Annotated in this window: 9 protein-coding genes; 6 read left to right on the top strand and 3 right to left on the bottom strand. The window is 51.9% G+C overall.

Annotated features, from left to right (window positions below):
• Window positions 1-5: 5 nt before the first annotated feature.
• Entirely contained in the window at window positions 6-3,302 is a 3,297-nt protein-coding gene (locus tag SH449x_RS16795) for an LPS-assembly protein LptD (RefSeq protein WP_482377231.1), read from the bottom strand.
• Between the two features lie 448 nt (window positions 3,303-3,750).
• On the opposite strand from SH449x_RS16795, the gene SH449x_RS16790 reads away from it, so the two are divergent.
• From SH449x_RS16790 to leuB, 6 genes are all read left to right on the top strand, one after another.
• Entirely contained in the window at window positions 3,751-3,990 is a 240-nt protein-coding gene (locus SH449x_RS16790; RefSeq protein WP_482377230.1) for a hypothetical protein, read from the top strand.
• A 258-nt stretch (window positions 3,991-4,248) separates the two neighbouring features.
• Window positions 4,249-8,145 carry a hydantoinase B/oxoprolinase family protein gene (locus SH449x_RS16785; RefSeq protein ID WP_482377229.1) on the top strand — a complete coding sequence of 1,299 codons (3,897 nt, stop codon included), beginning with the start codon at window positions 4,249-4,251 and terminating at the stop codon, window positions 8,143-8,145.
• A 181-nt stretch (window positions 8,146-8,326) separates the two neighbouring features.
• Entirely contained in the window at window positions 8,327-9,193 is an 867-nt protein-coding gene (locus SH449x_RS16780) for a carbon-nitrogen hydrolase family protein (protein WP_482377228.1), read from the top strand.
• A gap of 7 nt (window positions 9,194-9,200) precedes the next feature.
• On the top strand, window positions 9,201-10,022 hold the full coding sequence (locus SH449x_RS16775; protein ID WP_482377227.1) for an SDR family NAD(P)-dependent oxidoreductase: 822 nt from the start codon (window positions 9,201-9,203) through the stop codon (window positions 10,020-10,022).
• 218 nt (window positions 10,023-10,240) lie between these two features.
• Entirely contained in the window at window positions 10,241-11,434 is a 1,194-nt protein-coding gene (locus SH449x_RS16770) for a Gfo/Idh/MocA family protein (RefSeq protein WP_482377226.1), read from the top strand.
• 80 nt (window positions 11,435-11,514) lie between these two features.
• Window positions 11,515-12,594 carry a 3-isopropylmalate dehydrogenase gene (gene leuB, locus SH449x_RS16765; RefSeq protein WP_482377225.1) on the top strand — a complete coding sequence of 360 codons (1,080 nt, stop codon included), beginning with the start codon at window positions 11,515-11,517 and terminating at the stop codon, window positions 12,592-12,594.
• Between the two features lie 12 nt (window positions 12,595-12,606).
• Here leuB and SH449x_RS16760 read toward each other — a convergent pair whose 3' ends face one another.
• Both SH449x_RS16760 and SH449x_RS16755 read right to left on the bottom strand, forming a co-directional pair.
• Entirely contained in the window at window positions 12,607-14,247 is a 1,641-nt protein-coding gene (locus tag SH449x_RS16760) for an ABC transporter permease (protein ID WP_482377224.1), read from the bottom strand.
• Window positions 14,248-14,258: 11 nt separating this feature from the next.
• Entirely contained in the window at window positions 14,259-16,055 is a 1,797-nt protein-coding gene (locus SH449x_RS16755; RefSeq protein ID WP_482377223.1) for an AAA family ATPase, read from the bottom strand.
• Between the last annotated feature and the right edge of the window lie 41 nt (window positions 16,056-16,096).

The following is a 16,096-nucleotide window of genomic DNA, read 5'->3' as shown; positions in this document are numbered from 1 at the left end:
CGCTGCTATTCCAGTCCCATAAGTCCAACTTGTCCAATCGGTTGACCGCCGGCCCCTCCTAAACCTAGTCTTTGGAAGAATCGAGGCTCTAGAGCGAAAACGAAGCTAACATTGTCTCGACCATAATCGATGTTCGCCCCGAGTCGGAACAAGAACGATTCCCCAATTCTCGTCAAGGCAAGTGATTGGCCAATATTGCCGGTTGCCTTTAAATCGATGGTGCTGCCACCTGTAACGGCCCACTTCTCGTTCATTCGATAGTTTAAAGTCCCCACAAGAATCAGAGCATTGATGGGGCCGTCCATACTCGTTACTCCCAGGTAGGCATCTCCTCGGCCCGGTCGATTGATGATTCCCCCGATCGAAGTCGAACTGAGCCCTTCCTCAAACAAATCGTAGTATCCGTCACTCAGTAGTGTTACCCGATCCCCAAGGTGATAGCGGAAGTTATAGTTGAGTCCACCAAGTGCTTGGCCGAAATTGTCTCGATCTTGTTTGCCGAATAGAATGGCATCGACATCAAACTCGATAAAGTCAGCGATTCTCTCTCGGCCCGGCTGACCTCGTTTGGTTTGCAAGCGTTGATGAATGCCGAATCGACTTTGGAGCTGATCCTCCACAACTTCGGTGCTTGACGCGGATACATAACGTTGCATGCTTTGCCGAGCGGCATATTGAGTGGCATCGAATTGAGCGGGCAGTACTCCATTGAACGTATTAAACACCAGCCTGCGACGAAAATGTTCTTGAGAGTTATCGTCGATCGGATTGTATAGAGGCAACAGGCTTAAGTCTTGATTCGTATCAGCGTATAGGAACTCCGATTCATACGAGATCTTATGAACCAAGCCGTTTAGATTGAAGATGCGGCTATGAAAATTCGGATACGCTTTCCAGGCTGGTGTCGACGATCTCCAACCCGCTTGACCGGTTAATCTGGTAAGCGAGTCTCCGTTGACATCCTCTCCCCAAAAGGCTGCTTCGCCAGAAACAAACGGCACATATTTTGTTCTCAACAACTCGAATGGCATGTTCAGTTCATGGCGAGTTGTAGCGACGATTCCTCTGGCATCGACCTCGGTCGGTTGCAGCTGAAACTTGGCTGCGTCGGCAGCATTGAGAGGCACCGATGCTGCTTGTTGGCGACCATACCCCACCGATGTTCGCGAGTAGTAAGTGAATATATCGCCGACAGATTGACCTAACCAATAGTGATCCAATCGAGGCAACCAGCTCGTCTCCGTATGGAAATCGTTGATTTGTATTTGCCCAGCCAGATCAAACATTTGATTATCGAAATACTGACGGAAACGCAGGGCTGTGGCCGCATCCTTAGAGGTATCCCACTCTTGCTCAAAGTACTGTTCTAAGAAGTTCCTGTCGCTAATCCAGCCCGCTTCGGCCCATAGTTCGCTATCTGGGCCGAGTAGTTGTCGATGTCGCAGTAACAGGCGTCCACGATTGGTGCGTTCCGGAGTCAGGAGAACTCGGTCACTCCCTAGAATATCAAGCCCCTCCTCCCGAATCCCCCAGAAATCGAAGTACCCGTTCGCTGAACCACCTAGAACAAATTCAGGCACGTTGTATTGAAACGTATTGCCGAGCGCAAAGCCACGTTCGCTAAGATAATCTGTTGATAAACGCCAACGCGTTCCATCGATCGGTGCTATTCCGAGCAATTGGTACACGTTCCAATCGAGGTAAACTTGATTTCCGAAAATCGTGTCGTTCTGGTATTTGACGGCGGACAAATAGTGGCTAGATGTGTCGACATTGGTATCCATCACCGGCCAGTAGAAAACAGGGACACCCTCGACGTAGACAAAGTTATTTCTTGCTCTCGCTTTCATGCCGGTTTCGTCCGCAGTGCGACCAGGCATTTTCAATCCCATAAGCCGATTCGGCGATTGGCTACTATTGTCCGTAAGCTCAATCTTGTCCGATTGAAGCCAGTAGCGTGGGACACCCAAGCGACTTGTTGTCAACGCGGCTTGATGCGCTAAAAAGTTCTCGCGAGATCGCTGCTGGATCACATCCGCTTTGAGTCGCAAAATGCCATCGAATTGAGGAGCATCGGTAAAGACTTCGGCTCCGAGTATCATGCCATACTCGGCTTGGACGTTGTAATACATTCGATCTGCGTAGATGGTTCGCATGCCTTGTTGGAAGACAACGTTCCCCTCGATGTAAACCTCGACGGGCAGATCATCAATACGTCCACCGTCGGCCAACAATTTTGTAAGATTAGAGGTCCATATCACAGCGCGATCTGCTTCGATAAGAACAGCCCCTAGATCGACTACTCCACCGCCTGTGGCGACCGATACATCACCAAACCGCAATCGCACACCTCTAGAGATAGTGATAACCGAGTCACCTCGGTCAGGTCGATTGGTGGATGTGATCAGTGGCTCGAAGCTGCCTCGGCCAGACATCGCAAACGTGCGAGCTCCAATGCGTCGCTGGATCGTTGCGGGGGTACCGGGCATGCCGAGGGGACCCGCGACCGGCGCAGGGACCGTTGGCATTGTGGGGATGGTTTCCATCGGAGGACCAATTTGGAATGATTGAACGGTCTCCGGTGGATTATTGGGCAGGTTGCTGGGGGCAGGCAACTCTGCAGAAGGCATCATGAGTCCTCCATCAATAACGGTACCGCCCAAAGCAGGATTCCCCAAAAGCAATCCAGGTTGACCGAGCATAGGTGGGCTTAGCACGCGAGGCTCCTGATTCCTCGGAGCTTCGAGAAGCTGTGCGACTAGCTTGACGTGTTGTGCATCGTCCTCCTTGGTCCATGCGATGGCAGGGGTTGCGGAGTTGTGGGAATCCGGTTTTGTGGGCGTGGCGAACTGATGCTTCGTCCATGAAAGCTCTGGAGGAGGTCCGATCGGCTCCACCCAAACGCGCGGTGACATATCCGGTGTGAAGTGACTGAACAATCGGCCCATCCACTGATCGTCGCGAATCACTCTCCCCTCGCCAAAATCGACCTCACAGGCTCCCCGAGTCTCGAGCAAGTACTTGCGAGGATGCTCTTGAAGGACGGAATCTGGGATCGTTTGGTCAATCCAAATCGTTGCCTCTTCGGCGGTTGCCACAAAAGGACCTTGGGCGATGCGTACATTCCCTCGAAACGTGATAACCTCGTAGCCGCCATCCTTTTGGCGGACAGCTTCATTCGCAGAGGCTCGTATCGAGAACTTGGGGTCGACTAGTGGAACGCCTATCTCGATGCGGGGGATAGCCGACGTTCCCTCAGGCGGGCCCGATGGACTTTGAGCGTAAAGAGAAACCGTACCCAAGCAGCTGATCGCAAGACAAATGGCGAACGAACAAGCCATCCAAAGGACATGAGTCGAACGCTCAGTGCAAGCACCCACGAAGAACGATTGAGGTAGACAGAGAATTGCAGTTTGTTTGCGTTCTCGATCTCGTACGAACAGTCCGCGGATGGGAATCCTTTCCGCTCCTTGTTGGGGAATGATGGGAATTGAAGTGGACGATGATGCCGTCAAAATCCGTAAATCCGGCCTGGGGAGTATAGAAATGGGAAAAACTCGACTCAAGACGAAGCTTTCGCTAAAGACGAGGAATGTTGGAGTCCGATCTAGATTTATTGTTAATCAACGACTGGAACAACCTGCCTAACTTGACAGAAGTCGCGACCTAGGCGACCTGGAGAAGCTGGGAGAAACAGGGGACTGTAAGGAATCAGGGCCTGTCGAGCACTCGAATAGGCGAGCATAAGATATGACTACAATCGATTCGCTAGCAATTCATTTTTTACGCCACGGTCAGTGGTCCGAAGCGGTGCAGCTCTATCGCGACGAACTGGGAATGTCGATCTCGCAGGCGGAGCGGAAGGTTTACGGCCTGGCTAGCGAGTACGAAATCCAGGAGCCAAAACGTTTGCTCCTGTGGTTATGGATCGCGCTGGGCGGGTTTTCTGTCATCTTGTTCACATTCTTTCTGGCAGGCATCGGTTCCTAACTGCTGCCCCACCGCAGGAGACGCAAAGCTTCGTAGCAACCGAAGCCCGTAACGAACCATCCCAATGAAAAATTTCGAAGGATGCAGAGCTACCGTTGCGGAAAAAGGAAAAAAACGCGTCGAATGCCGCTAAGCTTGTCGCAGGCCTGCGTTAAGATCGACGCCAAACCTTGCTGTTTTGACAAGGCCAGAAAACACACTAACCTGTGAGAGAATATCTAGTGTTTAACATTCTCCAGGCGAAGGGTTGTTGGATCCATGCAAGAAGCGATTCAGGTTTGGTGCGACGTTGGCGGTACGTTTACCGATTGCATCGTCGCGTTGCCTGACGGACGGAGAATATCTACCAAAGTCCTAAGCCACGGAGTTGTCCAAGGACGAGTGATCGCCCAAGAATCCCCGACTGTTATCGCGATTTCGGGAAGACAACGAGAACCGAATCAGTTCTGGGATGGTTGCTCTCTGAACGCACTTTCGAGCAGTGGTGAATGCTTGGGACGCGCAAAGTGTTTGAGGTATCGTGAAGGCGTGTTTCACCTCGACATTCCGTTGCCCAACCAAAGCAAATTAATGGAACTTGCTCCTGGCATCGAAGCCCCTGTCCTGGCGACGAGGCTTGCTCTCGGAATCCCATTGGCTGCCCCGTTGCCACCGCTCTCGATTCGATTGGGAACGACACGAGGCACCAACGCTCTGCTGACGCGTCGCGGTGAACCGGTCGGCTTAGTCATTACCAATGGTTTTGCGGACCTTTTGAAGATCGGTTACCAAGAACGTCCCGATCTGTTCGCTCTGAATGTCAAGAAACGGCTACCCCTTTACGATACAGTCATCGAAGTTACCGAACGCCTCAACGCAGACGGTTCGGTTCATACTCCGCTGGATATAGCTAGCGCGAGAGCGAAGCTAACTGAAATTCGAGAACGCGGTATCCAATCTATCGCTATATGTTTGCTACATAGCTATTTGAACCCAGAGCATGAGCGAGAAGTCGCGAAGATTGCGATCGAACTGGGATTCTCGACAGTCTGTATGAGCTCGGAAACGGCTCCCATGATTCGTGCCGTCTCCCGAGGGGAGACATGCGTTCTCGATGCGTACCTCACGCCGGTCGTTAGCAATTACCTCGAACGTGTGCATCAAGAGTTTCATGCTGGGCAATCTGTTTCGGGTGATGAGGACGGTTTGCTGGTTATGACTAGCTCTGGCGGATTAGTACCTCACTCTCAGTATCGGGGGAAAAACAGCGTACTATCCGGACCAGCAGGGGGCGTCGTCTCGCTAGGAGCGATCGCGCAGTCTACTGGTATCAGCCCACTCATTGGTCTGGACATGGGGGGAACCAGTACCGATGTTTCGCGTATCGATGGCGAATTGGAATTGGAGTTCGAGACGATCAAGGCGGGAGTTCGAATGATGATTCCATCTCTCAAGATCCACACAGTGGCAGCAGGCGGGGGGAGCATCTGTTGGTTTGACGGCGTGCAATTACGAGTTGGTCCACAAAGCGCGGGCTCCGACCCAGGACCTGCATGCTATGGTAGGGGAGGTCCGCTTACGATTACGGATCTCAATCTGCTTCTCGGTCGAATTGAACCTGATGCATTCCCTTTTCCGCTCGATCGAAACGCCGCCGAACAAGCGTTACAGGAAGTGTTTAACGCTTTTCAAGCAGCTGGATCAGAGAATCGGTCGATGACAGCCATGCAATTGGCTCAAGGGTTTCGACGACTAGCCAACGAAACGATGGCAAACGCGGTTCGCTCGATCTCCATTGCTCAGGGGGCAGATCCTCGCAAGCATGCGCTGGTATCGTTCGGCGGAGCCGCAGGGCAGCATATCTGCAAAATTGCGGAATTGCTAGGCGTCGAGCAGATTATCGATCCGCCTGAAGCGGGATTGCTCAGCGCATTAGGAATGGGGATGGCCCAATTGCAGTATACCGCTTCTCTGCCGGTCTATAAAAGCACGGCGGAACTGGATTCGGACTGGCTCGCCATCGTCAAGCGTTCGCTTGGTGAGGCGATCTTGCAGCAGTCTCCTTCCCCAAAGGAGACCTGGGATGAATTATCTTGCCGGATCGAAGCTCGCTACCAAGGTGCAGAGCGTACCCTAGGTCTGGATTGGTCATTGGCGGATTGGTGTGTAGGGTCTTTTCACGAGCATTTTCATGCTCTGCATACAAACCATTTCGGTTACCAACGAACGGATCACCCTATAGAGATAGCGACGGTGCATGGAATTGTTCGCTCCAAGGTCAAGAATCGGCTGCCAATGTTGAGCATTCCAGAGGTGCAGAATCTTGTTTCTTCGAACTCTAAACTGCTGCATCGCTCCGAACTAACTCCCGGCGAGACTTATTTCGGACCGAAACTGATTTGTTCGGCTGGTAGTACGACTTACTTAGAACCTGGCTGGCAATCGACAGTTCTAGCAGATCGCACACTTTTAATACGAACACATAAATACGAAACGATAAAGGACCAAAAGGAGAATAGTAACCGTTCCAAGTCATCGCTGGAGACAAATCCATACGATGTTTCATACGACGTCGTTGTTCGCGAGGTTTTGGCTCAGCGTTTTGCAGCTATCGCAGAACAGATGGGGACGGTACTCGAACAAACTGCGATCAGTGTCAACATCAAGGAACGCAGGGACTTTAGCTGTGCGATCTTTCATCAGAATGGTGATCTAATCGCGAACGCCCCACACGTTCCGGTTCATCTCGGAGCGATGAGTGCAACGGTCAAGGAAATGATTCGAGCATTCCCCAAGATGAACAAAGGGGATTGTTTTATAACCAACGATCCCTATCGCGGTGGCTCGCACTTGCCAGATGTTACCGTAGTCACACCGGTTTTTTGTTCTGAACCTAGTTCTGGAGACACGCCCGATTTCTTCGTCGCCTGCCGAGCCCACCATGCCGAAATTGGCGGGATCGCGCCGGGCTCCATGGCACCGAATTCCCGATGCTTGACCGAGGAGGGTGTGCTCATCGAGCCGATGTTGTTAACGAGATCAGGAGCGGACCTTACTGAGGATTTGAGGAGGTTGTTGTTGTCGGCGGCTTATCCAACGCGAGCGTTGAACGAGAATTTGGCCGACATAACGGCACAACAAGCGGCCAATCAGTTTGGTGTGCGGGCTCTTCAGGAGTTAGCCAATAGGTATGGAGCAGAGGTTCTTCGAGAGTACATGGAGCGAATCGAAGATGCCTCGGAAGAAAAAACGGCTCGATGGATCGAGCAGCTTGATTTAGAAGCAGTCACGATTGACGACTTCATGGACGACAACACTAAGATCTCAATTGCTATTAAAAAGTTATTCGATGAGAGTCGGGGGTTCCGTTTGGAAATCGATTTCACGGGTACCGGCCCTGCCTCCGTTGGCAATTTGAATGCGAATCCTGCTATCGTCGGGGCAGCTGTACTATACGTGATTCGGTGTGCCATCGCAGATGAATTACCGCTCAATTCTGGTGTTATGAGACGTATCGATTTGATCATACCGCATGGCATTTTGAATCCGCAGCGAAGCGATCGACCATTGATCGAATTAGGGCTGGATAATGAGGTTCAAGAGGGGCACTACTGGCCGGCTGTAGCTGGGGGTAACGTCGAGACAAGCCAGCGGGTTGTGGACTGTTTGTTGCGTGCTCTAGGGCTGGCAGCTGCAAGCCAGGGGACGATGAACAATTTTCTTTTCGGCGATCGGAGCTTCGGTTACTACGAAACGATCGGTGGCGGGTCAGGTGCAACGGCATGTTCCGACGGTGAAGATGCTGTCCATACTCATATGACCAACACTCGCCTTACGGATGTGGAGATACTCGAATCCAGGTATCCAGTGCGACTGGTAGAGTTCGGAATTAGAACGGGCTCAGGAGGTATGGGGCAGTATCGTGGAGGTTGCGGAATCATTCGGCAAGTCCAAGCTCTTAGTCCGTTGACGGTAAGCCTCGTCACGAGCCGGAGGGGGAATTATCCACCACCTGGGCTGGGGAACGGTGAGCCTGGTTTGACAGGAGAGAATTGGTTGATTCGAGCCAATGGTGATACAGAGCGTTTGCCCAGTTCTGTACAGCTAGATCTGAAAGCGGGAGACTCGATTCGATTGTTGACTCCCGGTGGAGGCGGCTACACCGCTCCTCAGTGAAAACGGCAAATAGGAATCGTTCGCCAACAGGCTATATTAACTGGCCGCACACCCAGTCAGTGGCCTCCCATCTTGTCTACTATCCAGGTCATTCTTTTCAAGCTACTATTACTCCGTCCACGGTCTGGCTGATTGGAAAAATAGATTTGCAGTACAAATTTCCCTGGAATTGGAATCGTCGATGAGCAGTAACATACGAATTGTCAGTGGAGTCCAGACGGACGTCTCTTTCGCCAAGCCCAAAGAGAACCTGGATCGGATGTTTGCATGGCTAAATAAAGAGGAATTGCGAGCTAGTCATCTCGTCGTGTTCCCGGAGTGCATGCTTTCGGGATATTGCTTTGCAAGCCTCGCGGAAGGAATCGCTATTGCCGAAACCCTGGATGGAGATTCGGTGCAGGAAGTCGTTCGTTGGTGCAGGTCGACCGGAAAATTTGTCGCTTTCGGAATGCTGGAGCTTTCGCCGACAGGTGGTGTCTACAACAGTTGTCCATTGGTTGGACCAAACGGCGTGGTCGGTTGTTATCGAAAAATTCACTTGCCGTTCCTCGGTATCGATCGATTCACGTTACCAGGAACCGAGCCCTATCAAGCGTTTGATGCTGATGGATTGAAGGTGGGAGTCCATATTTGTTACGACGCATCATTTCCGGAGTCGTCTCGCTGTCTAGCGCTCGAGGGTGCCGATCTACTCATCTTGCCTACCAACTGGCCGCCGGGAGCAGACACTTTTGCGAAATACTTACCAAACGCCCGGGCCTTGGAGAACAATGTCTATTTTATGAGTGTTAATCGGATAGGACTCGAAAGAGGATTCCGGTTCATAGGTCAATCAAGAATTTGCGACCCCAACGGATTGCCATTAGCCGATGCGCCTCACGAAAAGGAATGCATCATCACTACGGAGATCGACATGGAACGAGCTCGGAACAAGCGGTTGGTTCGTGTTCCAAAGGAGCATGTCATTGATCGCTGGGCTGATCGACGACCAGAGAGCTATCACGCGATCACGCAACCGCATTCTTTGATTCGTGATACAGAATCGTAAGGGACACATGGGTCGCGATTCTTGGCTGGACAAAACGGTTGTAGTAAGTGGTGGCAGCAGCGGCCTCGGGTTGCACATTGCCAAAGCGGCAGCGAAACAAGGAGCGAGGGTCACCATTCTAGGGCGATCTCAGGAACGGTTGACCGAGGCGGCGCAAGGTATCCAACCTCTTTCGCAAAATCCGGTGCAGACTTTCTCCGTGGATGCGATCCGTCCTGAGGAATCGTCGGATTTCTTAGAATGGCTGGCTACGCAAAATGTGGATTTGCTCATTAATGCTATCGGGCGATCGGATCGTGGACGGTTGGAGCAGTTGAGCCGAGAGGACTTCGAGGCGCTGTTCCGCGACAATGTCCTGACAGCAGCGACCATGACAAGAGTTCTGCTTCCCAGCTTGGTCAGGGCACAGGGGGTGGTCGTAAATATCGGTTCGCTTGCCGGTATTATCGCTTCGCCGCAGATGGGAGGCTACTGCATTTCCAAATTTGCATTAGCGGCTTATTCAGCGCAGCTGCGACTTGAGCTCGAGGAATGCGGCGTACATGTGCTGCTTGTCTCGCCCGGCCCCATCCAGAGAGATGATAGTCACAATCGATACGACGAATTAGTTCGCGACCGAGGTATCGAGCAAAGCGGAGCTAACGCGCCTGGTGGTGGTGCCAAGCTGCGGCTACTAGATCCGGAAAACTTAAGCACAACGATTTTGCGAAATGCACTAGAACGGAAAGCTCAGTTGATCTTGCCAAACAAAGTCAAATGGTTGGCCGCAATTCGCATCATTTGGCCATGGCTCGGCGATCAAATTTTAAAGCGTAATCTGAAGCGATAAATTGCGGCATCCTGCCGCGCGATCTGGTCCCTCAGGCATGCATTCTTTGGCAACAGCGATCGATTGTCAATCAGGGAATTGGTTATTTCTTTTTTTGGTTCCTTATCCCATAGCCATGGAACCTAGAAATCGTAGGCAAAATTGGTAGACTGCTGCGACAACGTGTTCGCGTATTTGCGTTCCTCCCCAAACCAGTAACAACCTAGGAGTTACAGAACATGACTAACGGACCTCTCAATCGCAAATTCAAAATGGGACTTGTCGGTGGAGGACAAGGCTCGTTTATCGGCAAAGTGCACTCTATCGCAGCTTGCTTGGATAATCGAGCTACCGTCGCAGCTGGCGCGTTTAGCAGCAATCCAGAACGATCTAAGGCTTCAGCGCCCGACTACGATGTACCTGCTGACCGAGCGTATGGTTCGTTCCAAGAGATGTTTGCTGAAGAAAGCAAGAAGCCCAAAGGAGAGCGAATCGATTTTGTTTCTGTTACGACTCCGAATCACATGCACTTTGACGTTGCCAAGGCTGCTTTAGAAGCTGGCTTTCACGTGATGTGCGACAAGCCGATGACCTTTGACTTGGCTCAAGCAGAAGAGCTTGCGAATGTTGTCGATCAAAGCAAAGCGGTCTTCGCGTTGACCCACAACTACACCGGATACCCTTTGGTTCGACAAGCACGCGAGATGATTCTCAGTGGCGAACTAGGAGAAATCCAAGCAGTACGATCGCAGTATATTCAAGGTTGGTTGCGAACTCGACTGGAAGAATCAGATCAAAAGCAAGCGGCTTGGCGAACCGATCCTAAGACCAGTGGTGCAGCTGGATGCTTTGGTGACATCGCGACGCACGCTTACAATTTGGGACGCTTTATGACCGGTCTTTTGCCGGCAGAAATCAGCTGCCATCTTAAGATCTTTGAACCTGGTCGCAAGCTGGACGATTACGGAACAGCCATCGTCAAGTATCAAAACGGTGGGCTCGGAACGGTAACCGCTAGCCAAATCAGTCACGGCCGTGAAAACGATTTGTCCATCGAGATCGATGGCACCAAGGGATCGCTGTCCTGGCGTCAAGAAGAACCCAACGTTTTGGTGGTTCGCCAAAACGGTCAACCGCACAAGCTCTACACGCGAGACCCGAACGCCCCATTCATGAACGCATGCGGTCGTGCTGCATGTCGACTTCCTAGCGGTCACCCAGAGGCTTTCTTTGAAGCCTTTGCCAATATCTACTGCGCGGCATTCGATGCTATGATCGAAGTGGAGTCGGGCAAGTCGATTGAAAAGGTGAACACCGTTTATCCAAACGTGCACGATGGTGTTGAGGGCATGTATTTTATTCAACAATGCGTGGCCAGCAGCGCCCAAAACGGTGCATGGTTGCCCATGAATCATTCTCGTTGTCGCAAGTAACAGGTCCCTTGCCGAAAGCATGGTCCCGTTTAGTCAAGAGTTTCCCTCCCAATAGATTTCGTTTCGCAAAGGATAGTTCGTTGAAGGCAAATATCGTTTTGTTGCCAGGTGATGGTATCGGCCCAGAAGTGATCGCGCAAGCGACGCGGGTGCTCGAGTACGTTGGTAAGTCTGGGTCTCACGACTTTCAGTTCTCCTCCAAGAAGATTGGCGGGGTCGCTATCGACGAGACTGGGGATCCATTGCCTCAAGAAACCGTCGATGCATGCATTGGCTGCGATGCGATTTTGTTGGGAGCGGTTGGCGGGCCCAAGTGGGATGACCCGAATGCAAAAACTCGGCCTGAGGCAGGTTTGCTTCGCATACGCAAGGAGCTCGGGCTGTTCGCGAATCTTCGGCCCATCATAACGTTTCCGGAATTGCTCGATGCGTCTCCTCTCAAGCGGGAAATCATCGAAGGAACGGACATTCTGTTTTTCCGCGAGCTGACGGGTGGCTTGTACTTTGGGCCGTCAGGAACCGAGACGCTACCGGATGGGCAACAGCGATCGTTCAGCACTGCCGTTTATACAACCTCGGAGATTGAGCGAATTGTTCGCATGGCCGCGACGGCGGCACGCGGTCGACGCAAGAAAGTCACGATGGTCGACAAAGCTAACGTTCTCGAGGCATCGCGATTGTGGCGACGCGTTTCTGCCAAGATCATGGCAGAAGAGTTTTCGGATCTCGAATACGAAGTCGTGCTCGTCGATTCTATGGCCATGCATTTGCTCAGCCGTCCACGATCGTTTGACGTGGTGGTCACCAGCAACATGTTCGGGGACATTCTAACGGACGAAGCATCGATGTTGCCTGGATCACTGGGCATGTTGCCTAGTGCATCGCTCGGAAGCAGTGGGCCTGGTCTTTACGAACCTATCCACGGCAGTGCACCAGATATCGCTGGAAAAGGGATCGCGAATCCGCTAGCTACGATTCTTGCAGCGGCCATGCTTCTTCGTCACTCGCTGCATCTCGAAAGCGAAGCTGTCTTGATTGAGAACGCGGTACGCAAGGTTCTTGCCGCAGGGCACCGAACGGCGGATCTAGTCGCCAAGGGCACACCATCGTCAGGCACGGTCGAGATCACGGATAGAGTCCTCGAACAGCTGGCAGGTTAAGGCGAGAGAAGCCTATCCGCGACCCGTTAATCGCCAACGAGCTTGGAATAACCACACGTTGATTCCCAGCAAAACACCGGTCATCAGGAGAGTCACAACCGTATACCCCGCCATAAACGCCCAAGATCCTTCTTTAGCCGTCCTCTCGCCGTAAACGGACGGCATGGAATTCAGCGGAGCACTATCTACCGCCATCAATGGGCTTGTGATTCCTATGAACCGAAAATTCGGATTCTCGACCAGCTCGGGCTGGAACACCCAAAACAGGAAGTAAATCGCTACTGGCAGGCAATAAAGCCCTAGCAAAATAACATAGGTCAGCATCATCGCGGTGCTCGTTTTGCGTACCAGCGTCGATAAAAACAATGCGAGTACCGTGTTGAACACCGAGGCAACAAAACAGATTCCAAAATAGGCCAGCATGGAAGGCCAATTTTCGTAAAGCGGCGTTATCGGGACCAAAGCCAGAATGAGTGGAAACATAATAAAGAGCGTCAGTACCGCTGAGATCCGATACCCCGCTAGTAGTTTACCCCACAGAATCTGCCATGATGTGACGGTTGTTGTTAGCAACAGATCAATCGTTTGACGTTCGCGCTCGCTGGTAATGCTGCCGGCGACAAACACCGGCGCGACCAGTAAATTAAACGTCAAGACAAAGCCCGCGTAGTAGGCCGCTTGGCTGGGATCGAAAAACAGAAACACTGCCATCAACGGGATCGCGAGCGCCATACTTATTTGAATGACTAGCCGCAGCATCAAGCTGCCTTGGCTAAACAGTTCGGCGTGCATCTCTTTGTCATAGACCGGATTCGCGTTGTCAGCCATCAAGGATTTGCGCCTTGGCGGAGCAAACAAGTTATCGGGGAACTGGTCGCGTTGAATGACCAAGCCCACCGCATTCTTTTGTTCATGCTCCAGATCGATCACATCACTTCCCTGGCTGCCGATATCCGGTGGATACAACAGTCGATGCCCAGTAATCCCCAAAAGCATCGAGCCCAATATGAGACTAACCGCCGGAATAACTGTGATCGTGATAACCAATCTCAAATCCGCTTGCTGCGCCAGGGTTAACCAGGTCACGACTCCCGCAATAAGGATCGGCAAAATCAACACATAGCTTACTACCAACGAGGAGCTCGTTCTTTTGAAGTAGCTGGAGCAAAACATGCTGATCGCTCCAAAAAGATAGATTGCAAACAGCAAGCCCACGTAAGCAGCCAAAAGCTCGTAGATGGAAACCCCTCCCAGCGGCAAGCATAACATAATGATGGGCAGCGACCCGCACACCAAGACCACGAGGTGAGTTAAGGCCGCTATGAGCTTGCCCGACACAATCACCGACGGTCGCAGTGGGCTGGCGAGCAACATCTCATACGTCTTACGTTCCTTTTCCCCTGTAATCGACCCAGCCGTAAAGCTAGGGGCCATTAATGAAGCGATCGCAAATTGCCCGACAAAGAAAAAATCAACAAGCCTCTGCGCCGAAGCGGACTCGCGACTCAAATCGATCTTCTCATCCCTCGGATAGGCGATGAGTACGACCGCAGCCAAAGCTACCTGGTACACGAGCATCAACAAGAATGCTCGCGGTGTACGCAGATTGACAATCAGTTCACGTTGCAGGACAGGGTTGTTTTTGAAAAGCATAATTGGCGTCGTTAGCTGATCCCCATCGCTTCCAATTGTCGAATTTCTTGTTCCATAAGCTCGCGATCTTCGTCGGAGATGTTCGGATCCGGTAGCAGAGATCGACGCGTGCAATTCACGAGGGCTTGCAAGGTTTGATAGCGACGGGTCTGCTTGATCGCGGGCTGGATAAAATCGCGAATCATTTCTTTGAGCTCGGCTTCGTCCTTGGGTGGAATCGCTCGAAACTGACTCCGCAGGGCCGCAAATCCCGCAGAGGAGTAGTCTTGCTCCAATCCCTCGGAATCGAGCCAATCGACCAACTCGTCATTCGCGAGGTTCGTGGGTTTGAGCATCCAGCGAATAAATTCTTTCCGATCTTCGCCAACGGGGTCGAGTACCGGAATGATCAAATCACCGACGCGCCCGGGTCGCCGAATGTCGGGAGACAAGAGGTGAATTCTGGCAGTCATGAGGAGCCAGATCACTTTACCTCGCAGTTTGGTATCACTCATCATGCCTTGGATTTTACCCGTCAATCGACGCTCGGTTTCGTGAGCCCCCGCCCCCACGCTGCCAAACTGCGTATCGGCTTCGTCGACAAAGATGAGAACTTTTTCCAGTGCTTCGAGTACACGTTTGAGCCTTTCAAAAATCACATCGGTTTGCCCAAACCATTGGCTCCGAATATTCTTCAAAACCAGAACGGGCATGTCTAGTTCCGCAGCAACCGCTTCGAAGATAAAGGTCTTACCACCTCCAATTGGTCCTGCAATCGCAGCACCAGGCAACGCCCGATCGTCTGGCAATTTCATTCGAGGTATTAGGTACGAAGCCAAGAATTCTTTCAGTTTGCTAAATCCCACACAATCCGACAAGCGGTGCGATGGTTTCTTGAACTCGATAACATCCTCTCCCAATTGACTCTGAATGAATGCTTCGACTTGCAAGGTCGTGTCCTGGCGATCAATTTCTTTTTGCGTGTAGTCAGCCGAGAGCATGAGTTGCCGGAGGGCGTGCAGGCTGAGACCAGCGGTCGCATCGGCAACCAAATCGACATTGTGTTTCTTCGAGGTGGGGTTAGACATAACGTGAGTCGTCACAAAATGTTTGCGAGACTCCAAGTTCGGGCTCGGAATCTCGACCGAGAGAACCTGTGGTAAGCGAGAAACTCGCGGGTGAATCATGCTGCGAGATTCTGCGATCAAGACAACCGCATCCTTACCAGCGAAGAACTCGGGATTGCTGAACCAATCGGTCACGATCGCGATGCGCCGCAACTGTGCATCGTTTAGTTTGGCGACATCACCATCCCCAGCGGGAAGCATCATGTCGGCACCCTCGATCAGGATGATCAAGCTTTCCCGCAATGTCTCCCGGGAACAGATAGTCAACTGTCGCAAGAACTCTAAAGCTTGTGTCGTGTTGCCGATCGCATCTCTCAAATACTGATCAAACTCCCGGCGTCGTAAATCGAACTTGCTGCCATCGTTGAGCACTTCACGCATGGCAATCACATCGATGGCGACTCCGTTCTTCCAAGCGGTCCAGGCTTCTCGCAATCGCACCCGATCCTCGTCGCTGACTCGTATCGGACCATTCAACTCGTAGATAACTTGGATCAGCCCGGGTACTTTCGTTTTGGACCGGAGAAAGGGAATCAAGGGTACGTACTGGCGACCATCGAAATAAAGATCATAGATATTCCCCGACAGCACGATTGATTTCGATTGCCCGGAGTTGATCACCCTGGCCAACTGGGAAAAAAATGGATAGGTAGCTGCAGGAAGATCGTTGGTTGGCAACTGAGGGGTCTGTGCGGTGGTCATTGTAAAATAGGACGAGGTAAAGGGGCAGCAAAAGGTTGCAC

This window comes from Brakhagea baltica (genome assembly GCF_052161605.1).
Lineage (GTDB): Bacteria > Planctomycetota > Planctomycetia > Pirellulales > Pirellulaceae > JBKCUI01.
The sequence above is the reverse complement of the archived record's forward strand: the minus strand, read 5'-3'. Positions and strand labels throughout refer to the sequence as shown.